The organism is Roseburia sp. AF15-21 (genome assembly GCF_003479505.1).
Classification (GTDB): domain Bacteria; phylum Bacillota; class Clostridia; order Lachnospirales; family Lachnospiraceae; genus Roseburia_C; species Roseburia_C amylophila.
This window is the reverse complement of record NZ_QUHG01000003.1, coordinates 178,797-203,181: the sequence shown is the minus strand read 5'-3', so window position 1 is coordinate 203,181 and position 24,385 is coordinate 178,797. Positions and strand designations below refer to the sequence as shown.

The window sequence follows — 24,385 nt, the reverse complement described above, 5'->3', positions numbered from 1 at the left end:
TTAAAATTCTCCCATCATATCCATACTTGAAAAATCTTCCAGCGGAAGTTTCACCACATCTCCCGTTTTTTGACTCTTATAAATTGCTAATACTAGTTCTAATGCATTTCTTCCAGCATATGCATCAATATATGGCTTTCTATCATTATTTATTGCATCTATCATATCTGCAAAAAGACTAGTATGTCCATTTCCATAAACATTACTTGTTGCCTCTTCCAAACTCTTGTTTTTTCTATCTAACTCTGATTCATCCTTAAAATTCCACACATCAATATTATTAGTCGACTTACCCCCAATCTTTACCGTACCTTTTTCACCAAAAACATATAGAGTTTCTTCCAAATTTTGTGGATATACATTAGTTGTTCCCTCTATCGTTGCAACAGCACCATTTTTAAATTTAACTACTGCTATTCCAATATCCTCCACTTCCAAATAATCGTGAAATTGTCTCTTTGTCACCCCATATACCTCGTCTACTTCGTCTCCAAAAGTCCAGCGCAAAAGATCTATTCCATGTATACACTGATTCATTAAGCACCCCCCATCTTTAGCCCATGTTCCACGCCAAGATGCTTGCTTATAATATTCTTTGTTCCGATTCCACCGAACGTTAATTGAACCATGCGATAATTTTCCAAATCTTCCTGCTTCCAACGCTTTTCTCATTTCCTGAACTGCTATATTAAATCTATTCTGATGGCATACTGCTACCTTTACTTTTTTCATCTCAGAACGTCTTATTATTTCATTTGCATCTTTCATACTCATTGCCATTGGTTTTTCTATGATAATATTTATACCATGTTCGATACAATACAATGCTATCTCTGCATGCTTACCACTATCCGTAGCAATACTAACTAAATCCAGCTCATTCTCATCTATCATTTTTTTATAATCGGTATAGTGCTTTATTTCACTTATATTCTCTAAACCGTGTTTTTTTAACAATTCTGTTATTTGCTCCTGAACAATATCACATGCAGCAACGAACTCTAACCGATTATTCAAAACTGCTTTAACATGATTTGTTGATATTCTTCCACATCCAATTAACGCATATCTCATTTTCCTGCTCCTTTTATAATCTCTGCACTTTTTTCATAGCCACAATTAAATAATATATCTAATACCGTCAAATTTTTTTCAAATCCTTTCCACAATTGTGGATATTCTGGATAAGTAAAATCCGTATAAATTAACTTTATCTTCTCCTCTTTATACCGTTCTTCCTCTTGATATTTTGCGCCTCCCATTCCAGAAAAGTACGCATCTCCACCACATAATTTTATAATATCAATTAATCGATCCGTACTCTTATCTAATATATGAAAATCCCCAGAATAAACAAATTCTGTCGAAAAATTCAGCTTTTTAGATATATCCATAATTATTTTCGAATTAAATTTATCAAGCATTTTTTCTTCACTTGAAAACCACATTTCGACATCTGAAAACACCTCTTTAAAAAAGGGAGCTTTTTTATAATTCATTTCAATCGTCTTGAGCTGTTTATCTTTCCAATTTAATTCATGTTTTATCCGAATTTCATTATAATTTGTTGTATGTGATGGTATTTCTAACGGAAGCTTTAAATAGCAGCATCCATTTGAAGTCTTTATTGAATTACGATCTGCATAACTATTCTTCACAAACTGAACATCATTTAGTAAAACAAATATATCACTACGATATATTTTGTAAAAATACCCAATCCATGGTATAAAATTCGGTTGATGTATTCCAACAATCATTTTTTCTTTCTCCCTATATATCTTTTTCTGACACAAACTCCTCTAGTTTTGTAAATTCACCTGATAATGTTACATATCTTTCCTTATTTCCATTACGAATAAAATCCAATAATATTTCCCTTGTTTCCAATTCATTTTCTCTATACCAAATCGGGTGTGTTAAAATATGCAAGTATGAATATTGTTCCGATTCAATAATCTGTTCTATATCTTCCCGCCAGTTTCTCCTCGAATCTGACACATATTTAAACTCTTCAAAAAACATTTTTGAATAACTATTTATTATCCCAGGAATTCTATAGTTTGCTTCCAAAGTCTGTTTTGATGGGCGATGCATAGACACACTACTGATTGGCAGATTTAACATTTTTTCCATACATATAGCCTCTTCGGAAATTCGTGAAATACATTCTAATTCATTTTGTACTTTGCATATTTTTTCATCAAAATGCAAACCTATATCGTGTCCAAATTCATGTATCTTATGAATTCTATCGGTATTTTGCTTTGAATATGGATTATAAAAATCACTTCTGCTCAATATAAAGTAAGTCGATTTTACACCCAACTTTTTTTCTATTTGAGCAAATTTCAAAGCCGCCCCAATATCTGTGTCCACATCATGCCGTAATACACAAACTTTTTTTTCTGTATAAGTTTCTTTATAATTGCAAAATGAATACCCTTTTTTCCATAATAATTCTATCATTTTTTCATAATCTTCATATGTAAAATTCATTTATAATACCTCTATATTATCTCTTTTTAAAATATTTTTCATGGCATTCTTGGTATCAAAAATAGCTTTTGCATTTTTCTGAATCATCTCGTAATCAATATTTGTATGAGCTGCCGTCACAATAACAAGATCATAGCTAGAAATAATTTCCGGATCTATCTTTTCAATTCCTCTAACCTCCTTTCCTTCATACTTATATTCTGGAATCCATGGATCAAAATAACTCACCTCTGCATGCTCCCTTTTTAAGATTTCAATCACACGGAGTGCTGGACTTTCACGATAATCATCAATATCTTGTTTGTATGCCACCCCTAATACTAAAACCTTTGCTCCATTCATTGACTTTTTAAATTTATTTAAAATCTTTTCAGCTCTTTCTACGCAATATTCTGGCATTTTGTCATTAATCATCATAGAACTTTCAATCATAGATGTATGAAATCCATACTCTCTAGCCTTCCATGATAAATAATATGGATCAAGGGGTATACAATGTCCACCTAATCCTGGTCCAGGATAAAATGCTTGAAAACCATATGGCTTTGTCTTTGCTGCCTCTATCACTTCCCACATGCTAATACCCATTTTTTGACATAACATCGTTAATTCATTTACAAGTCCAATATTTACATTACGATAAGTATTTTCTAGTATTTTTTCCATTTCTGCTATGGCAGGAGAAGACACTTCATAAACGTCACCTTCTAGTACCGCGCGATACATTGCTGCAATTACTTCTGTTGCATCTTTTCCAATTGCGCCAACTACTTTAGGGGTATTCTTTGTCTTATAAATCAGATTACCTGGATCAACACGCTCTGGTGAAAATCCTAAGTAAAAATCTTCTCCACATTTTAATCCAGATCCCTTCTCTAAAATTGGTCTAATTAATTCTTCTGTTGTTCCCGGATATGTTGTTGATTCCAATACCACCATAGTGTCTTTTTTTAGATACTTGGCAATCTCCTCCGTTGAATTTTTCACGCAACTAATATCTGGCTGTTGATGCTTATCCAATGGTGTTGGAACACAAATAGCTATAAAATCTACGTCTTTAACAAAAGAAAAATCTGATGTTGCTTGTAATTTTTTTTCTTCTACCAATTTTTTTAAATCACTGTCAACAATATCACCAATATAATTATGTCCTGCATTCACCATTTCAACTTTAGATTTCTGCACATCAAAACCAATTGTTTTAAATCCAGCCTTTGCCTTTTCAACGGCTAATGGGAGTCCTACATATCCTAATCCGACAACTCCTACTACAATTTCTTTTTTTTCAATTTTTTCTAATACTAATTTCTTATTCATTTTTATCTCCTTTTCCGTATAATCATTTATTTTCTTTTTCTTCTAATTTTTTGTCCTATATAAGTATCTAACATATAAGTAGAGCCTGCAATAATTACATCCGGTTGCAATGTTTTCGCTATTTCTGAAGCATGTACTAATGTCTGACCTACAAAATCAAAAATAGAAAACGCTCTTTTAATCCCATTTCCTTCATATGTTCTTGTTTTTACCCAATGATATACAATTCCATCTATTTCTTGTTTTTTAAATGATTTTTCTATCTCCGGATTTTTAACACGAAGATGAGAATAACTTGCCGCAATTATATCAACCTTGTATCCTCGTTTTACCCACTCTCGTGCAAGATAATAAGGTCGAAAAACCATTCCCATATTATTTGAACCTGCATAATGTTGTATCATTAAAATATGTAAATTCTCCTTTGCCGGGAATAATTTTGTATAGTTTTCTGCTATTTTTTCATATGTATAATTATTTACAACCGCATTATGACCATTTAACCCCATTTTTCTTCGCTCATCTGCATCCATTTCATATATTTCTATAAATTTGTCTGCTAATTTCTGTGGATTTTTTGTATCTACAATAATCCCTGCATTATTCTGACTTACTAAATTATCTATATTAGTTCGAAATATAATAGGAACTCCTGATATCATGGCATCTGTCATTTTCGTAAGACTAATTCCATACTTGTTTAATTCTGTATACTCCGTCCCCATATATATACAATCAAACCACTTTAACAAATTAGGTATGGACTTTTTTTCTATTCTTGGCAATATGAGACAATTTGTAATTTTTTCACTCCTTATTCTTTGTTCCAGTCGCTCTCTTTCTCGTCCATCTCCGACTAAAACAAACTGTATTGAGTCACAATTCACTTTTTTTATTGCATCAAGATAAAAATCTAATGTATCAAGCGGAGTCATTCCTCCAAAATATCCAATTAGGAATTTTCCTTGCTTTTTAATTTTTTGAAGAGCATCCTTATGCATTTTCGGCAATTCTAAAGGATTCTCCCAATCTTGAAGTGTAACTCCATTTGTTAAATATCTATATTTACTTTCCTTTAAACCATGCTTAAGCATATGTTCCTTGGCATATTCTAAGGTTGAAACAACATAATCGGACCTACGATACGCACTATTTTCTGCCCTTTGCAATAGCCATACAAATGGATTATATCTTTTCATCCCATATCCTACCACCAAAGTTTCTGGCCACATATCACGCACTTCATGAATTAATATTGGTCTTTCTTTCACTCTATAGCCTCCTCTTTTTCTGCATATTTAATGTGCATTATTTTTATTTTTCTATTTTCTGCTTTTGCTCCTCTGTAAAACCTTCTGTACTTTCTTTCTGAAATATAATTTTTACCGTTTCAAATAATATTTGAAAATCTACCAAAATAGAATAATTAACAATATAAAGCAAATCCATTTTGAGCTTATCTAAAGCTGTTGTATTATATTTTCCATAAACCTGTGCATATCCTGTCAGTCCTCCTTTTACCTTTAAACGATACGTAAATTCTGGTATTTCCTTTCCATATTTTTCAATATGTTCAATTCTTTCTGGTCTCGGACCCACAATGCTCATGTCTCCCTTAAATATATTTAAAAGCTGAGGCAATTCATCTATCCTTGTCTTTCGAATAAATCTTCCCACTGGAGTTATTCGATCATCATCATCTGTTGCTGGTTTCGATTTTCCATCCTTTTCTGCATCAACAATCATAGAGCGAAATTTATAAATCCAAAATACTTTTCCACCATATGTACAACGTTCCTGTTTAAAAAATACTGGACCTCCATCATAAACCTTTATACATATTGCAGCAATAAGCATAAACGGTGATGTAATTATCAGTCCCACAAGTGAAAGTAGAATATCAAAAATCCTTTTAAACACCCTCTGCCCTATTGTTAATCCTATGTTTTTACATAAAAACAACGGCGAATCAAATAAATTAATTTCTTCCGTTCCTTTTACAATAATATCCGAAATCTTTGGAGTAAAATAAACACGGATAGAGTGTTCAAAACAATATTTTAATATTTTATTTTTGTATTCACTAGGTATATCATTTAACAAAATTGCATCATAATGGTTCAATTTATCAAAAATCTCATTTTCCGGTTTAAATACAGATATCTCCTCGCAAATTTTATATTTATCACGTCTTGCACTCATTTTTTGATTCAAGAAATTTTTATATTCTCCATTAATCTGCAATATTCTTAATGGTGGAAATATTTTTCTATATAATTTTACAAATATAATATCGCACAATAGTAATATAACTATGTTTCCCACCAATAATGTTATCATTTCTATTGCTATTTTTTTAGCCAATTGAACATCGCCAACCATCAATACAATCTGAATATATATTACAAAATTAGTGCAAATCATTCCAAAAACTTGTCCTAATGCTAAATTAACCGTTTTTGCATAACCAACCTCAAATCCCCCCCAAGTTTTCAAGAAAAACGTGCTCAGAGTTAAATATATCAATGAAATAAGTATATTTCCTTTATTTTCAAAATAGCGATTCATCAACATATTCCATTTCTGCAACCATGTCAAATAGAATGCTCCATTAATTAAAATAAGCATTAACAAATTTACACTTCTCACATAAATTTTTTTCCAAAACTCTATTTTTATTTTTCTCATATGTACACTTCCCACACTTCTAATTTATAATTTAAATACAATATAATTTTCAGTTTTTCCTATTTGTACTGCTTCTTCCTGCCATATTCTTAAGTAATAATTATCCTTTTGAACTATTGCATAATTTACATCTAAGCTTTTAAATGCCCTCTCTAAAATATGCTTATCTACCCAATTTTCATCCATTATAGCTCCGCTCACAAGTGCTGCTACAATTGCTTGCCAATTTTCATCATCTACAAGCATATCCCATGTCTCCTTATCTAAAATTTGATAAGAGAAGATAGTACCTGTTGCTGATAATATCGATGCATCATAAGTTCTAATCTCCATTGACATATTTCCATCATAAACAACATTAACAGCCTGTTCTTTATCTTTTTTATCCTTCTCCACTATTTCTGCTGCCATAATTGTATCATTTTGTATTTTATATCGATTTTCTACCATTTGACAACCATGGTTTTCATACACCCCAGTAAATGTATATCTCGTTCCAATTCCAATCTGGCTAATCCCGATAATACTAATCAACGCAATTATTATTTTAGCAAACTTCTTTTTAGTTTTTTCATACAAACAAGTCAAAAAATACGAATACGTCATAAGTATTGGAAGTAGCCAAAAGAAACGAAATATTCTGCTTCTCAATGAATCACCAAATATTCTAAGCCATACCACCATCGCCCACGGATTCAATATTATCACCATTAATGCTAATGGTTGTAGCGAAAAAAATGTTCGTTCCTTCTTATTTCCCTTGATAAGGTAATATATAATCAATAAAATGTATCCTATCAGAAGTCCACGTTCCATATTTGTCATTGTACTATTAATAACTGCACACCATTTCAAAAAAAACTGTGTTCCTGGATAATCATCATAATTAAAATGCATTCTCTCTCCTCTTATCGTATCGTCAATGTAATAACACCTTGTCTAATTAACATATAATATCCCATTACAGCAATACACGGAATTAGTCCTACACATAAATTTTTAAACATTTTCTTATTATAAAATACCATAGGTATATAACTCAAAAAAATAAATGGTAAAATATACATTGTCGACATACAAAATGTATACGAACCAAGTAAACCTAAAACAAGTGATTTTTGTACATATCCATTATTCGGTTTATCATACAATTTTAATAAACATACCACAACAAATGGTATAAGCAACATTCCAAATATATTTTTTCCTTCAAATGCTCTAAAATAATAATAATAAGAAGGTAAATACACACAAGGAACAAATATCCCCATAACCGCTATATAAAGTATGAAAAAAACTATACGATATTGTTTCTTACTTTCCTTAAATAAACTTTTAGCCAATTCATAAATTAACAAGTTACCTATTATGATTACCACTGTTGACATAACAGTTCTAGTTTCAATTAAAGGAGATAACTTTGTCAGCTTAGATATTACCGCAGAATGGTCATTATATGTCTGTAAAAAATATGCTTCATAAAAATATTTCATTTTTTCACCAGACACAGGATGAGTAATTCCAAGGTAATTATCAAACACCGCTGCAGATACATAAGCATTAAACCATGCTGCCCCGCTTCCATTTGTATATCGCCCATATAGCTCTTCAAAAATGAGTTGTATTACTGTAATTCCGCTAAAAATAATTATTACAATTTTATTTTCTACAAATTGCTGTTTCCAAAATTTCAAATGTTTCTTCAATTCTTTCCAACAGCATATTATAATTAGTAAAATTGTAAGCAGCCATACTATACTCCATATTTCAGAAATTATATTTAATGAAATCACATTTGTTTTTAATGGCAAAACAAAAATTCCAAAAACTAAAGAATAAATAAAAAAGCCTGAGACCATACAAAAGCCAAAATTTTTTTTCTCTTTTTTACATATTGTTGCAAATGCAAATCCAAACAAAAAATAATTCATCAAATAGATAATTAGAATACCAAAAGCAACAATAACTTCAAGCCATCCTTGTATATAAATCATCTTACTTTTATCTTCCTTCCGCTAATCCATACTGCACATAATGTTCATAATACCCCTTCCAGTCATTTCCGAATGCCTGCTGCAAATCCGCATACTTATTACGATAAGCAGCTACATCAAAGGTTGCATTTCCTCTTCTTCCTTCTGTCATTCCATAATTTATAAAATGTGCAAGCACTGCTCTGTCATCATTGCCAAAGGCTACACGGATATCCGGATACAAATTGGTATAATAATTATAATCGTATACGTAAGAGTAATCTACCCCATTATATACTGTCAGTGGATTCTGTAGTTCAGTTACTCCTGATGTCACACGTTTCTCTGCCTGACCGGCATAGATATAATGCAGATAGTACTGTCTTAAATCCGTTCCAAAAGCTGCTCGGAGGTCAGAATACGCATTCCGATAAGAATTTATATCAAATGCCTCATTTCCACGCCGCCCTTCGCTCATTCCATAATTTACAAAGTGAGCAAGAACTGCCATATCATCATCTCCAAATGCTGCCCGGATATCCGGATATTTATTTACATAATAATTATAATCATAGACTGATGCATAGTCCACTCCGTTATAAACCGTTATTGCATCAAAGTTGTTAACCGCTCCGGATGCAATTCTGTGCTCATTCTGTCCGGAATAAACATAATGAAGATAATACAATTTTAAATCATTTCCAAATGCCATTCGAAGGTCTTTATAACGTCGTTTATAAGAATTTACATCAAAATATACGATTCCCTGACGCCCTTCCTTCATTCCATAGTTTAGGAAATGGGAAAGCAGGCTGTCCGAGCTGCCACCACAGGCTGCTGCCACATCCGGGTTATGTAACATATAATAATCCGGATTATATACCGCTTCATAGTTCACTCCCTGATACCAGGTGGAATAGGTAGAATAATTCCGCATTCTCGCTATGTAATCATTGACAATACTGTTTCCGTAGCCCCATGCAGTTGCCCAGCCGATTCCCGTTGGATTCTCATGTTTGCCAAGCCACTCCACATATGGTGCACTGCCTTTATTTACAAGGCTGTATCTCGGGTCTACTACTTCCTGATTCAATGAAGCGGATGTTGCATATGCTTTCAAATGCTGCACCTGTGCCCGGATTCCCATCCGGACGGTTGGAAAGCTGTTTCCCGGATTGCCTCCACCAGTTGCACCCAGACCTGCAAAGTTAAACTGTTCAATATGAACATCTCCTCTATACCGGAGGAATCCGGTCTCTTTCATAGCCTGGGCAAATGCTACCTCTGCCCTTACGCCTTCTGCATTACATTCTTCCATATACATCATGCAGAATACATAGATGTTCGGTGCATCTGAATTGGCATAAAATGCCGGATATGCCTGATTTGCCTGATAATAATTAATCATCTGGCCAATAGTTACCGTCGTTGGTCCCATAATACTGTATCCACCGTCATAATATGTATTTATCGTCGATACTACGCTCTGCGGCTCTTTTTCCGCCGCCTGCACGGTATTTACCGGCAGCACCATGGCACATAGCAGTACTGCTGTCCACAAATTTTGAAATACTTTCTGTAACTTTCTCTTCATTGTTTTTCTATGCTTCCTCTTGTAACTCTGATTCACTTAACTGCTGATAATATACTTTTCCATTGTGCAGATTCTTCTTAACAATGAAAATGACTGCATCCTTTCCTACATTTGGAATCTCTGCTGCAAATCCACACAGATAAATATTTTTGTAATGCGGCATAGATAACGCTACATCATAGCGTTCCTTTGCCTGTGTGGAACATACTCTTGCCCTGTCACCTTCTACAACCAGAATCTGCGTCTCACAATTAATATTATCTGCATGTTCTAATACTGCCCAGCCTTTGATACCAAAAAGCTCTTCGGTACGCTTTACGCCATCGATTCTGTGCAGTATCTGTTTTGGTTTCCATCCTGTACGTTCTTCCAATGCAATATCACGTACCACAGTTCCTTTTAATTCCTGTCTGCCGCTCATGACATCCAGCCATCTTATAAAGACTTCTTTTTGATATTTCTGCATAATACCAATGGTATACGCATGAAGATTCATCGCAATCTGGTTTCGGTCTACCCGGCAGCGGAAGCCTGCCAGATAATTGGTGCTTCCCAACGACTGTGCCACATCCTCACGGAATACTTTTTCCATCTTACACTGATAGATTTTTCCCTGCTCGGAGCGAAGCAGCAGATAACGTTCTGACGCATTATCTCTCTCTGCGTCTTCTCCCTGACACCAGCCTTCAATGGCAAAATCTTTATCATCTGTTATTTTATCAATGCAGACTTTGAAATCACTTTTTACTTTTTTCGGATAATGCTTCATCCACTCACAGATGGCATATTCCTGTTCTTCCTCTTCTACATTGATGCTGAAATCCACTTTGTTCTGGGTTAAATTATCATTGTAGAACGGGTCTTTTCCTTTCAGATTCGGATGCTTCGCATATAAGTGTTCTCTCTCTTTCAGCAATCTCTGCTGTTTTTTCTCATCCACATCATCAGAGCCACGGCTGATAGATTCATAATGATACATTGGAACATCATTCCGCACGCTGTTGTAATAGCCCTTTTCGTACAATTTAAAGCAGAAATCTACATCATTGTAAGCAACAGTCAGTTCTTCATCCAGACCGCCTACTTCTTCATATTTGCTCTTCTTCACCATTAGACATGCTGCTGTTACTGCAAGCCAGTTATAATTCACACGGTTTCTGCCAAAATAATAGATATTGGAATCTGAAAATCCTATCTCACTGTGAGACGGCCCTATCTTAAGATTTGCAATTCCAATATGCTGGATAATGTCGGTCTCCGGATATAACAATTTCGCGCCGACTGCTCCGGCATAATCAAGGGATGCCTGTCCCACCAGAAGAGACAGCCACTCTGCACGATACACTTTAATATCATCATTTAAAAGCAGAATATATTCTCCATCCGATGCTTTCACTCCCAGATTGCACATCTTCGAGAAGTTAAAATTCATCAGCTCATAAATATAAGCTGCCTTCTGTTCCTCCAAGTAGCTCTCTATCTGTGCTTTATTCTCTTCGTTACTGCCATTGTCCACTACAATAATTTCATAGTTTTCATAAATGGTGCACTGCTTTATGGAATCAATACACTGCTTTAATATTTTGAAATTATCCTTGGATGGAATGACAATACTGACCTTCGGATTACCCTCTGCTTCATAGCAGACTCTGTACTGATACATGTCACTGACGAATTCCACGGTTCCCTTTAATCCGCGTCTTTCCAGCGTTTCTTCTTTCAGGCGCTTCATCGCTTCCAGTGCATATGGCTTTGCCTCCATTTTTGCTGCAATGGATTCTGCCCGTTCACGCCAGTGATATAATACTTTCTTCACATGGCCAATCCGCTTATAATCCGTCAGTTCTGTAAAGCGCAGGGTAAAATCATAATCCTGTGCTCCATTATATTCCGTACGCAGTCCACCAGTCTTGCGCACCAATGCGGTACGGTATATTGCAAGATGGTTGGTATACATAATCGAAAAGAAGGTATCCGGTGACCAGTCCGGCTTGAAGAACGGAGAATGTCTTCTGGTTCCGTCCTCTGTCAGCTTGTCCTCATCACTGTAAATGAAATCCAGCTCCGGATTTTCGTTGATTAATGCCACCATTTCTTCTAACGTATTTAATTCTATTACATCATCACAGTCCATAAATGCGATGTATTCACCACTTGCTTTTGCAATTCCATCATTTGTTGCTTTGGAAATATTTCCATTTTCTGTACGATAGATGACATGAACTCCCGGTGTGGTTTCATAGCTGTGCAGCACTTCACGCACGGACTCCCATGATGAGAAATCATCCACCAGCCATAATTCCCAGTTCTTATAAGTCTGTCCGATAATGGAATCGATACAGGCTGTCAGCATGTCATCCGGCACATTATATACCGGCACTACAAATGAAATGAGCGGATTTTGCTCAAAGATTCTTCCTGTAACGATATTGGTCTCATTTTCTTTGATAAAGCGCTGGTATGGATCTTTATTTTTGTGCTTTCTTTCTTCTTCCAGGAAATCAGCCGTAACTTTTCCATACTTCTTTAAATCTTTTTCATAAAGACTTTCTTTTGCCTGTTCTGCATCATCTGTTTCCGCATCCTTATAATACAGATGACGGTCCTGTGCAATCTGCTTTTTTAACTTTTCATCGATGTCCGGTCTCTTGAACAAGCCCTCCGCCCAGTATATTTCAATCTGTGGATTTTCTTTATATGAAGCTTCATCCAGTTTTGCGATATATTTTATAATTGCTTTCTGGTTGGCAAATCCATCCACATTGGCGATATTTCCTATTGTAACTGCTTCCTTTTCTGTCGGCTCATGAATCAAACGTAAAATAGCAGTCACAGCATGTTCCGGTTTCACCTGAATCTTATACTTCTCCACAAAGTCAATAGAGCGCTCCACAAAAGTAATAATACCCTGGCTGATTGCCTCTTTATATGCAGTTTCTTCCGGTATATCCTCTAATACTGCCCCTCCGTCTTTATATTTATAAACAGAGTTCATCGGCGCACCAAAGAACAATTCCATAATAACAATGGAATCCTTCATTTTATTCTGCAGATTATAATTTTCATCATAGTTAAACAGATAGGTCTCAAATTTTCTTCCGTTTAACTGGCGTTTACTCTTCTCTGTATTTAAAATTCCGGTATAGAAGAATTTATTTTTTTTCTGATAATCGACACATTCTAAGAAACGATCCAGAAGATACTGTGAGGAACCGTTCCAGCCACAGTCAAATACAATACTGTCTACGTCAAAGAAACCTTTTTCCTTAAAATACTGGTATGCTTCCTGTCTCTCTTCTTCACATTTTTTCAAGAAGGCTGTCTCATTTAATGTATACAGCTTCTTTACCTGTTCCATTTCTTCCCGTGTATGAATAATTTCATCTACACTTTCAAAGCCAGCTTCCTTTATGCTGTCCTGACAGATTTCAAGCACTCCAAGATATTCTAACACTTCTTTTATGGTCTGTCCTAATGTAAATGGTGGAAGAATCTGCATGGTTTCTTCGTCTAATTTACTGATTCCAGCCAATAACAAGGCTCTGCGGGAAGTCATCAGATATTCTGTCTTCTCATCGGTATATTTGCCAAACAACTGATAGAGATTATAGCCGTCTCTTGCAAGGAAAAATATCTTCTCATATTTTTCCCTTTTCAGACAGCTCTTTAGCCAGGTAAATAAACCAAGATAAAGCGGTCCGCCCACTTCTGCACCTAAATTTTCCCAGAATTCATAATGCTCCTTGTGAATACAGTTCTTTACTCCTTCGTCGATGCTGAACGGAAGCATGTTTTTATTATCTGCTTTTTCCTGTGGATAATGATAGGTCTGGAATCCCGCTTTCTGGGCATTTACCACATCAGATTCCCAGTTGTCACCGATATGTATGATTTTCCATGCAGGAACTCCTTCTTCCTTCTGCACCTGCTCGTACAAATCTCCGCGGAATTTTGTATGCATCTCATCTGCAGAATCATAGATTTTATCCATTTCATATCCGCATTTTTTCAATACTTTTCCTAAGAAATCCTTCTTTAAATACATATCACTTGTTGCTATCACACGCTTGCCCGCTGCTTTGGCAAACTCATAAATTTCTTTCATTTCCGGATTTGCAACCAGTGAATCATATTCCATTTCAAGCTCTGTCTGCTTTACTTTCTCCCAATCCATCTCAAGCCCGGAATGTGTCTTTATATAATCATAAATCTGATCCATAACCGCATGAGGCTGGTTCCATTTTTCTTCTGCTTCCATACTTGCCTGCCGCTGCATTTCCTGACGGATATGCTCATAATCCTTAATGCCGCAGACATCTCCAACCAGCTTAAATATGGTTTCCGGTGTATTTACAATTCGTAAAATCAGCGTATCAAACACATCAAACGATACCACATCTGCCTGTTCTATTTTTTTCTTTAATTCTTCAAAGCTTTCTCTATTACTCATAGTTGTTCTCCATTAGCTATTACCGATTTCTATGTAATATCCTGTTTTTCCAATTGCGTAATTTATTTTTGAATCTGTACCAAAGTCCATTCTTATGATACATCAGTTCATCTTCCCTTATCATAATCAGTTTACGCATTTCATCTATCTGCCTGCCCTGTTCTTCCAGCCGGATTATGCCCTGTTTCTGTTTCTCTTCATATTGTGCAATCTGCTCATTCAGCTCTTCGATTTCATTTTTCCGCTCTTCTGCAGTCTTTTTCACTTTCCCATAATCATAGAACTTGGTCACATCGGAAAGTTCTGTGATAAGAGCCGTTGTGGCTGCCACCATACATTTTATTTCAAGATAGGAAATTCCTTTTTCTATTTCAACGAGAATCTGTGGATCTTCCTCTTCAAAGAAAATACTCTGCTTAGAAAGCCACCGTCCGTTACACCACTTGATTGCAGTTTTCTTTCCGTTGGAATCCTGTATGGATTCTATATAGACAACGCATTTTCCCATACTTGGGTCAAAGCGCACTTCTTTCTCATTTTCGCTGACAGGAATACGTATTTCTTCCATCTCCCCTTCATCCGTATGCGGAATAAAATAGGAATTCTGTTCTGAAAATCCTTTTCCACTGTTATAATAAACCTGCATCCTGTCCTTTGCTTCTGTTTCCGGATGTAACACCGCGCTAAATGGAATTGCTTTTGTTCCTAGATACTCTGTCATATCCCGGACTGGAATCTTTCCACCAATGACATACTTTTGGAAATTTGCTTCCATCTTCCGGAATTTTTCTTCCTCTTCTTCCGTAATCGAAACTAATTCCATTAACTCCTGCCAGGTAAACAACTGGCTGACATTCTGTTTTAAAAACCAGTAAAGAATACTTCTGTATATTACAAATTTCTCTGGAATAAGAAATGCAAAGCTCCACTCATAATCAATTACTTTCCAGCTTTCGGCATCTATCATAATATTTTCAAATATCAAATCGATATCTGTTATTTCCGCAGCAGAACTCTGCTCTTTTTCAAATGTTGCATCTCCGAAAACTTTTCTAAATTCCTCTGTTACATGAAAGATTGCTTTTGGTTCTATTGATGTTATCCGGTTGCAATAATCCCGTACCAGTTCTTCTATTCTGTCTTTTTCACCCTGTTCAATGTAGTTTTCTAATATTGCAGATAACGCAGTTCCCTTCACAAACTCAAACGCTGCCGCCTGTGCTTCCATCTGACAGGCTGCAACACCGAAAACATTCTGATACTGCCTCTTAAGCTTCAGATAGTTTTCATAAACGCCCTGCACATGATGGATTCCCTCTTTTTCCACCGGACGTTTGCGGATGCTCTTCTTTCCATTTTCATCTTTCAGTATTTCCGTACATATTGCAAATTCATCTGCACGATCATTTGAATATTTTGCGAATACTACTGTTTTCATGCTACTGCTCCTTTTTGATAGATACCATAAACGAATTGGAAAATTCTGAAAATAGCCCTTCTTTTATTACCGTTCCGAATGCCTTTTCTTCATCAAACATAACATAGCGGTCCCGGTCAAAATTACGGATATTCATCGTAAGTTCATCTGTTTTTGGAAGATATTCATCAGAATAAATCGCCATTGGAAATTTATAATCCGGATATGGATAATAGAATTTCCAGGAAATCCCCTCTATTCCCCTCAGTTCCTCTTCCAGTTCTTTTTTTGAAAATGTGCGGACATTATCTTCCCCCGGATAATCTTCAATTCCCCGGTAATATCCGCCATAATAATCCTCCTGGCAGCCTGCCCAATACTTCATTCCCATTTTATTTTCTGTAGCAAGAAGCAGTTCTCCACCGGTTTTCAAATGTTTTAACAGTTCCAGAAGAAAGGTTCTATATGCGTCTTCTGATTTCTCATAATAGGACCTGGCATATTTCCATTCTCCAATCAGCGTAATGTAATCATAGCTGCCGAGTTTATCTTCTACTTCCGGATAATTTCCCAAGATTATTCTGACATTATCTTTTTCAGCGTTCCATGCTGCATTCATTTCGGCTCTCGTTTCCGATGTTTCCACGCAGGTAACGTGCGCTGCCTTTTGTGCCAGTGCATCTGTAAGTATTCCTGCATCCGCACCCACTGCAAGCACTTCTGCCTGTCTGAAAAATGGATACCATTCTATGATATTCTTGCGGAGTTCCGACAAATAGAATAAATAATTATAACTCTTACGTTCTTTTATCACTTCCTGCAGGCCGTCTTTTCTATAACGCTTTATGTCCTCTAACATCATTTTATCCGGAATCGGTTCTCCAAACACAGGCTCTGCCTGATATCTGCTTCTGTCAATTTGAACTTTCCCACAATTTTCTGTCATTTCCGCCGTCTTTCCTTTATCTTTTTACTCATCTATCTTCTCCACTGTCGTAACAGAATTCATATCATAAAAACCTACGGTATTTTTATCTGAAACCACCGTCACATTGCATACATCATATAATCTGTGGTATACCTGGAACTCACCGTCACGATATCCGGTACAGCTCATGGACAATAAGTATTCCCCTCCCTGCAGAAACATATCCTGCTCAAAGGTTGCAACATAAGTCTCCCCTTCTTTTGCCAATGGAACATCCTTCTTCTCATACATAGTATTGGTTCCGGTTATTGCCACACCCTGTATATTTTTAAAGGTATAGGTAAATATCGGATCATGAACATCCTGTTTAAATTTTACTTTGGATTTCAGCCGGAATCGTGTTCCTTTTACAATTGCATTGGTATAATTACCATTCTCATCTATTATAGCAAAGTCTTCAATTTCAGCGGCACCATTGCCATATTCATCCACATCCGGATTCAGATTGTAATGATTCTTCCACTGTCCTTCGCAGACAGCCTCTTTGATTTCCTTTTCATCATCTTCTTCCAAGGAGCTCATGTCCATCTGGTGTGCTGCGATTTCCTCCGCCTTATCCTGATTGACCATGATTCGCTTATACATGCTTACCATTTCTTTTGGTGTACCCTCTGCCAGCTTCTTTCCTCTGTTTAAAAGTACAACACGGTCACAGTATTTGCTGATGCTGCCCAGATCATGGCTGACAAAAAGGATGGTTTTTCCCATTTTCTTAAAATCTTCAAATTTCTTGTAGCATTTTGCCTGAAAGAATACGTCTCCTACCGACAACGCCTCATCGACAATCAGGATTTCCGGGTCAATATTAATCGCTACCGCAAATGCCAGCCGCACAAACATACCACTAGAATATGTCTTGACCGGCTGATGCACAAAGTCACCGATATCTGCAAAATCAAGAATATCCTGCATCTTTGCATCAATCTCTTCCCTGGAAAAACCAATCATGGTTCCATTAAGGTAGATATTCTCAATTCCGGTATATTCCATATTGAAGCCTGCACCCAGCTCCAACAGTGCAGAAATTCTTCCATCAATCTCTACATGACCACCGGATGGATTCAAGACTCCAGTAATAATCTTAAGAATCGTAGATTTTCCGGAACCGTTGGTTCCGATTATGCCAACGGTTTCTCCTCTTTTTACATCAAAAGAAACATTATGCAGTGCATAATGTTCCTTATATAATTTCTTTCGTGTCAGGCCTAACGATTCCTTCAGTCTGTCTGAAGGTTTATCGTAAAGCTTATATAATTTACTTACATCATCTACTCTAATTGCTACTTCGCTCATATCCTATGCCTTCCTATAATACATCTGCAAAATGAATCTTCAACCGCTTAAATATCATGGTTCCGATACCGAATAATACTGCTGTCAGAAGCCAGAAGTATAAAGTCAGTGGTGCATTTTCCCAGAACCACGCCTTATTAATCAACGCATCCCGGTATCCTGCCACAATATAGTACATCGGATTCAGTTTGAATATGGTAATCAGCACTGGAGATAATTCCATGGTATCAATGTTCCACATAATCGGTGTCATCCACATCCCAACCTGCAGAACAATGTTAATCACCTGTGTTAAATCACGAAAAAAGATTACAATCGCACAGGTTGCATACACGATTCCCAATACCATAATAAACATGGCAAAGGTATAGTACACAATCTGCAATGTATATAAATCCGGATAATAGTGATATGCACTATACAGCACCAGCGTAAATACTACGAAGAATACATGTACAAACAGAGCAGATACTACTTTCACAATTGGAAGAATACTTATCTTAAATACAACCTTCTTAACCAGATAGCTGTATTCAATCAGTGCGTTGGTTCCACCATTTAATGCATCCTGGAAGAAGAACCAAGGCACCAGACCTGCAACCAGCCAGAGTACAAACGGAACATCAATTCCTGCTCTGGTGTTGATTCCGCCAGCCTTTAATCCTTTTTCAAATACGAACCAGTATACCACTACCGTTACAATTGGCTGTATAAATGCCCAGATAATACCAAGATAGGAACCTGCAAATTTAGTTTTAAAATCATTCTTTGACAAATTCCAGAGCAGCTTTCTGTTCTGATACACCTCTTTCGGAAGAACAATCAGCTTTTTACCTGCTTTTAATGCAACAATAAGAATGATATCCAATACAACACACGCAAGGATTTTAACCAGAAGATACCGGAGCCAGAGGCTGTCCTTTACCAGCTTCGCAATTCCCCAGTTCTCTGTATTCCATACCAGGTAAGGATCCTCTTTTTCTGCTGTCAGGTTAATACCGTCTGAAACATTATTCTGTTTTACTTCCTGCAGACGCACTGTTTCTGAAAAAACATTCTGATCTATTACCGCAGTTTGTCCATTACTTTCAATGGTTATGCCGGAAATAGTTGTCTCGGATGCTCCGCTTCCCAAATCAAAGCGAAGATATGAAATATCTGCCGGTACGGCATATTCTAACGTTTTCTCTGTTCCAGCTTTTTTATAATTCACTCCGCTGCTTTGTTCTGCCTTGAAATCATCCGGCATTTTCTGTCCGTCTGTCAGATAGAACATCTCCATATAATTTTCTTCATCGGATGTAAGTGTTACCTTTACCGTAACCTTCTTCTCACTTAAAGCCGGTTCATATCTGAAAACCAGGATGTTCGCCAATATACCAAACAGTACCACCAGCAGGCTGGCTGCGAGTCTCTTCTTAGACATATCATTTACTCCTTATGTTACTTCAACTGTCTATCAGTCTTTCCTGCAGTTATTCTTATTCTCTGCATATGCCTTGATGCCATGCCATACTTTATCTTTGTCGGATAAAATCAAATCTGCCTCTGTCATTCCTTCCGGCATTGGCCATTCTACTCCGATGTCAGGGTCATTCCACAGAAGTCCGCCCTCATCGTTTGGATGATAGAAATCAGTAACTTTATAGCAGAATTCTGCATAATCACTTAATACGATAAATCCGTGTGCAAAATCCTTTGGAATGAAGAACTGTTTCTTGTTCTCAGCAGACAAAGTAACTCCAAACCATTTTCCAAAGGTTTCAGAACCTTCTCTTAAGTCAACTGCGACGTCAAATACTTCACCGTTTACTACACGCACCAGCTTGTCCTGTGGATAGTTTAACTGGAAATGAAGTCCACGAAGTACACCTTTCTTGGATGCAGACTGGTTGTCCTGTACGAATTCACAGTCGATTCCTGCTTCCTTGAAATCATTATAGTTATAGGTCTCCATAAAGTATCCTCTTGCATCTCCGAATACTGCAGGTTCAATTACTTTTAATCCTTTGATTCCATTACAGTCATTTGTTACTTTAATTTTTCCCATTTTTCTCTTCCTCGCTTTTCTACAATAATACCCAACTCTATTTTATAATCCGTTAGCAACGTCCATCAGATACTGACCATATGCAGTCTTAAGTAATGGCTGCGCCAGCTTCTCTAACTGTGCTTTATCGATGAATCCTCTCTTGTATGCAATTTCTTCGATACAGGAAATATATAATCCCTGACGTTTCTGGAATGCTGCTACGAAATCTGCTGCATCAAGAAGCATGTCATGATTTCCGGTATCTAACCATGCAAATCCTCTTCCTAAGGTCTCAACCTGAAGGGTTCCACGGTTCAGATATTCATTATTAACACTTGTAATTTCAATTTCTCCTCTTGCAGATGGTTTTACATTCTTGGCAATCTCTACTACATCATTGTCATAGAAATAAAGTCCCGGAACTGCATAATTGGATTTTGGCTGAGCCGGTTTTTCTTCGATTGACAATGCTTTACCATTCTCATCAAATTCTACTACACCGTATTCTCTTGGATCTTTTACATAATATCCGAAAATGGTTGCTCCCGGCTGGCTCTCTGTACGCTCTGCTGCACTGCGAAGCACTTTAGAGAAACTCTGTCCATAGAAAATATTATCGCCTAATACCAATGCCACTGCATCATTGCCAATGAATTTCTCACCGATGATAAATGCATCTGCAAGTCCTCTTGGCTGTTCCTGCACTGCATAAGAGAAAGACATTCCCAGCTGGCTTCCATCTCCTAATAACTCCTCAAATACCGGAAGGTCTCTTGGTGTAGAGATAACCAGTACCTCACGGATTCCTGCCAGCATCAGTGTAGATAATGGATAATAAATCATTGGTTTGTCATATACCGGCATAATCTGTTTGGATACTGCCTTGGTTAATGGATAAAGTCTTGTTCCGGAACCTCCGGCTAAAATAATACCTTTCATGGAAAAATCCTCCTTAATCATATTGTTTACGTTCTCCAACGCATTCTTTCACCTAATAAATCATTTAATTATAACATATTACATCGTATTTTTCATCTATATTTTCCTTAATAATTTCTGTAGTACCCGTGGAAATACTGGCGAAAACGCACAAAAAAAGCGGACAGGTCTTGTATTTTCCTATCCGCTTCTCTTTCTATACTTCTATTTATTTATCTTTATACATATCTGCATAATATTTCTGGTAGTCACCACTGGTTACATTGTTCATCCAGTCTTCATGCTCAAGATACCATGCAATTGTCTTCTTGATACCATCTTTGAACATGGTCTCCGGCTCCCAGCCAATCTCAGCTTTGATTTTGTCCGGAGCGATTGCATAACGTCTGTCATGTCCTTTACGGTCTTCTACGTAAGTGATTAAATCTTTGCTTACATTTGCTTTTCTTGGATCATCATCCGGAAGAATCTCCTGTAAAGTTTCAATAATGATGTTGATGATTTCGATATTACGCTTCTCATTGTGTCCACCGATGTTATAAGTCTGTCCAAGACGTCCCTGCTCCTGAACCATATCGATTCCCTTTGCATGGTCATCTACATATAACCAGTCACGGATGTTCATTCCATCACCATATACCGGAAGTTTCTTTCCGTGTAAAGCATTGTTGATGATTAACGGAATCAGTTTCTCCGGGAACTGGTAAGGTCCGTAGTTATTGGATGTATTGGTAATATTTGCCGGGAAATGATAAGTATCAATATAAGATTTTACTAACATATCAGAAGATGCCTTACTTGCAGAGTATGGGCTGTGTGGCTGATATGGTGTTGTCTCATAGAAGAAGCTCTTTCCATCATCTGGAAGGGAACCATATACTTCGTCTGTGGATACGTGAAGGAATTTCTTACCTTCCTTGAAGCTTCCATCCGGAAGTTCCCATGCTTCTTTTGCACAGTTTAACATAACTGCAGTACCCATTACGTTGGTATGAACGAATACTTCAGGGTTTTTGATACTACGGTCAACATGACTCTCTGCCGCGAAATGTACCACGCGGTCAATGTCATTTTCTGCAAACACTTTGCGGATTGCTTCTTTGTCTGTAATATCTGCTTTTACAAATGTATAGTTGTCTCTGTTCTCGATGTCTTTTAAATTTTCCAAGTTTCCTGCATAAGTTAATGCGTCTACATTGATAATACGAATCTCATTGTCGTATTTACGAAACATGTAGTGAATGTAGTTTGAACCAATAAATCCGGCTCCTCCAGTTACTAAATAAGTTCTCATCTTATTCTCCTCCTGATTTAAAAATCGTTTTATTATGGCACAGTCCTCATTTATTTGTCAACTTTTTAGAAGTTTGTGCACATTTTTGTACATAATTTAACAGTTCTATTCTTTATCCAGTCTTTTCTTTCTCTCTTCGATTGCCTGCAGTTCCATTTCAAAATCCTGCCGGTTCTTCTGTCCAATGGTCTGCAGAATAAGTCCCGAGAAGAATGCCTGGGTTGCTGCCAATATCGTAAAACAGCAAGCAAATAAAGTTGGAAAGTTCGGCACCATTCCGGTCTTTGCATATACTACCAATACAGGTATCAGGAAACCAACTCCAAGAGCAGCCAGTATAAATGCAATAATGCCAAAGAATGACATTGGCTTATAAGTCCGGTACAGTCTTGCAATGGTACGCAGTACCTTAAATCCATCCGAATAGGTATTCAGCTTGGATACACTTCCCTCCGGTCTGTCACGGTACTCAATAATCACATTGTCTACCTGCATATTCTTATCTGCTGCATGAATGCTCATTTCTGTTTCAATTTCAAATCCCTTGGATAATACCGGGAATGATTTTACAAACTGATAACTGAACGCACGATAACCTGTCATAATATCTTTAATATCCGTGTGGAAGAAAAGATTGATAGATTTACGCACCAGGGAATTACCAAAATTGTGGAATGGTCTGGTATTTTCCTGGAAATAAGTAGAAGAAAGTCTGTCTCCTACTACCATGTCCGCTCCATGTTCTAATACCTGTTTTATCATCTCCGGTGCTGATTCTGCCGGATAGGTATCATCTCCATCTGTCATGATATAACATTCCGCATCAATTTCACGGAACATTCTTCGAATAACATTTCCTTTTCCCTGCTGATATTCATAACGTACGACCGCACCGGCACTTCTTGCGAGCTCGTCCGTTCCATCATTGGAATTATTATCATATACATAAATAACAGCTTCCGGAATTACCCGTTTAAAATCCTCTACTACCTTTACGATTGTTTTACTCTCGTTATAGCAGGGAATCAATACTGCAATTTTATCCATTTTAGTCCCCTTTCGCTTATTTATGCACAAACATTTTCAGATATACAGATGCCGCAAAGCAACGGAACTTCCGGATCATTACACTGCGTCTGATATCTTTCGGTGTCAGTTTCAAGCGTTCTTTGTTTTTTTCCAGTAAATGCAGATGTTCCTCTACATATACTTTTGTTTTTTCCTTGTTGCCCCCCATAACTTCTCCGGTATTTGAACCTTTTCGTACCCGGAAGAAATTCAGTGGTTCGTGTATGATATAAACATCGCCTTCACACGCCATGGAAACAAAGAAATCATAGTCTAAGATATAGGTATAATCTGTATCAAATCCTCCGATCTTCTCTGCCACATCTCTCCGGAAAGTATTTGCCTGTGGTGCTCCGAAATAATCCTGTGAAAAGAAGCCCTTCCGGCAGATTTCTTTTCCATCTACCAGTCCGCTCTTCTTATAGCGTTTATAAAAGCCTTTTCCTTTTCCATTTAAATCAATCAGCTTGGTATCACTTTCCGCAATCACTGCTGTAGGATTTGCCTCTAAAGCATCTACTTCCCGCTTCAATGCATCCGGCGATAAAATATCATCTGCACAGACAAGCTTTGCATATTTACCGGTGCATAAGGAAAGACAGCGGTTCCAGTTTCCTGACATTCCAAGATTCTTATCATTATGATAAAGCTTAATCCTCTCATCCCCAATTTCCTGAATCAGTTCATAAGTATTATCTTTTGAATTATCATCCACAATTACAAGCTCTATATTCTGATATGTCTGATTTAGAATTGAATCAATCGTATCTTTAATGTATTCCACATTATTATATGCCGGAATACATACGCTTACTAATGGTTCCATTTTTTCA

The 24,385-nt window shown here is 36.7% G+C and carries 19 protein-coding genes; all 19 read right to left on the bottom strand.

Annotated features, from left to right (window positions below):
* The 19 genes from DWW33_RS06185 to DWW33_RS06095 all read right to left on the bottom strand — a co-directional run bounded on the left by DWW33_RS06185 (nt 1) and on the right by DWW33_RS06095 (nt 24,378).
* Nucleotides 1–1,074: a Gfo/Idh/MocA family protein gene (locus tag DWW33_RS06185; RefSeq protein WP_117842170.1), complete on the bottom strand. Its 1,074-nt coding sequence runs from the start codon at nt 1,072–1,074 to the stop codon at nt 1–3.
* Entirely contained in the window at nt 1,071–1,760 is a 690-nt protein-coding gene (locus DWW33_RS06180; RefSeq protein WP_022244485.1) for a WbqC family protein, read from the bottom strand. The genes DWW33_RS06185 and DWW33_RS06180 overlap by 4 nt, the downstream gene beginning before the upstream one ends.
* Nucleotides 1,761–1,773: 13 nt before the next feature.
* Nucleotides 1,774–2,499, bottom strand: a complete 726-nt coding sequence (locus DWW33_RS06175; RefSeq protein ID WP_117842169.1) for a hypothetical protein — start codon at nt 2,497–2,499, stop codon at nt 1,774–1,776.
* Nucleotides 2,500–3,816 carry a nucleotide sugar dehydrogenase gene (locus tag DWW33_RS06170; protein WP_117842168.1) on the bottom strand — a complete coding sequence of 439 codons (1,317 nt, stop codon included), beginning with the start codon at nt 3,814–3,816 and terminating at the stop codon, nt 2,500–2,502. It abuts the gene before it with no gap.
* Between the two features lie 26 nt (nt 3,817–3,842).
* Complete coding sequence (locus tag DWW33_RS06165) at nt 3,843–5,087, bottom strand: glycosyltransferase (protein ID WP_117842167.1); 1,245 nt, start codon at nt 5,085–5,087, stop codon at nt 3,843–3,845.
* A gap of 43 nt (nt 5,088–5,130) precedes the next feature.
* Nucleotides 5,131–6,504, bottom strand: a complete 1,374-nt coding sequence (locus DWW33_RS06160) for a sugar transferase (RefSeq protein ID WP_117842166.1) — start codon at nt 6,502–6,504, stop codon at nt 5,131–5,133.
* A gap of 24 nt (nt 6,505–6,528) precedes the next feature.
* Entirely contained in the window at nt 6,529–7,401 is an 873-nt protein-coding gene (locus DWW33_RS06155) for a hypothetical protein (RefSeq protein WP_117842165.1), read from the bottom strand.
* Nucleotides 7,402–7,412: 11 nt separating this feature from the next.
* Nucleotides 7,413–8,498 (bottom strand): DUF6077 domain-containing protein, encoded by a 1,086-nt coding sequence (locus tag DWW33_RS06150; protein ID WP_117842164.1) that lies wholly within the window; start codon nt 8,496–8,498, stop codon nt 7,413–7,415.
* Nucleotides 8,499–8,505: 7 nt separating this feature from the next.
* The gene (locus tag DWW33_RS16215; RefSeq protein ID WP_117842163.1) at nt 8,506–10,071 is read right to left on the bottom strand and encodes a glucosaminidase domain-containing protein; all 1,566 of its coding nucleotides are present in this window, start codon (nt 10,069–10,071) and stop codon (nt 8,506–8,508) included.
* A gap of 7 nt (nt 10,072–10,078) precedes the next feature.
* The gene (locus DWW33_RS06140; RefSeq protein ID WP_118639080.1) at nt 10,079–14,521 is read right to left on the bottom strand and encodes a glycosyltransferase; all 4,443 of its coding nucleotides are present in this window, start codon (nt 14,519–14,521) and stop codon (nt 10,079–10,081) included.
* Between the two features lie 19 nt (nt 14,522–14,540).
* The gene (locus tag DWW33_RS06135) at nt 14,541–15,959 is read right to left on the bottom strand and encodes a hypothetical protein (protein ID WP_118088193.1); all 1,419 of its coding nucleotides are present in this window, start codon (nt 15,957–15,959) and stop codon (nt 14,541–14,543) included.
* 1 nt (nt 15,960) lies between these two features.
* Entirely contained in the window at nt 15,961–16,884 is a 924-nt protein-coding gene (locus DWW33_RS06130) for a class I SAM-dependent methyltransferase (RefSeq protein WP_118639079.1), read from the bottom strand.
* Between the two features lie 24 nt (nt 16,885–16,908).
* Nucleotides 16,909–18,219, bottom strand: a complete 1,311-nt coding sequence (locus tag DWW33_RS06125; RefSeq protein WP_117842159.1) for an ABC transporter ATP-binding protein — start codon at nt 18,217–18,219, stop codon at nt 16,909–16,911.
* 13 nt (nt 18,220–18,232) lie between these two features.
* Nucleotides 18,233–19,645 (bottom strand): ABC transporter permease, encoded by a 1,413-nt coding sequence (locus tag DWW33_RS06120; protein WP_243006045.1) that lies wholly within the window; start codon nt 19,643–19,645, stop codon nt 18,233–18,235.
* Between the two features lie 33 nt (nt 19,646–19,678).
* A complete protein-coding gene (gene rfbC, locus DWW33_RS06115; protein ID WP_118639078.1) occupies nt 19,679–20,269 on the bottom strand; it encodes a dTDP-4-dehydrorhamnose 3,5-epimerase in 591 nt (196 codons plus the stop codon).
* A 42-nt stretch (nt 20,270–20,311) separates the two neighbouring features.
* Nucleotides 20,312–21,190: a glucose-1-phosphate thymidylyltransferase RfbA gene (rfbA, locus tag DWW33_RS06110; protein WP_118639077.1), complete on the bottom strand. Its 879-nt coding sequence runs from the start codon at nt 21,188–21,190 to the stop codon at nt 20,312–20,314.
* A gap of 208 nt (nt 21,191–21,398) precedes the next feature.
* On the bottom strand, nt 21,399–22,484 hold the full coding sequence (rfbB, locus tag DWW33_RS06105; RefSeq protein ID WP_022244503.1) for a dTDP-glucose 4,6-dehydratase: 1,086 nt from the start codon (nt 22,482–22,484) through the stop codon (nt 21,399–21,401).
* 105 nt (nt 22,485–22,589) lie between these two features.
* Nucleotides 22,590–23,531, bottom strand: a complete 942-nt coding sequence (locus DWW33_RS06100; RefSeq protein ID WP_118639076.1) for a glycosyltransferase family 2 protein — start codon at nt 23,529–23,531, stop codon at nt 22,590–22,592.
* 16 nt (nt 23,532–23,547) lie between these two features.
* The gene (locus DWW33_RS06095; protein ID WP_118639075.1) at nt 23,548–24,378 is read right to left on the bottom strand and encodes a glycosyltransferase family 2 protein; all 831 of its coding nucleotides are present in this window, start codon (nt 24,376–24,378) and stop codon (nt 23,548–23,550) included.
* Nucleotides 24,379–24,385 lie beyond the last annotated feature (7 nt).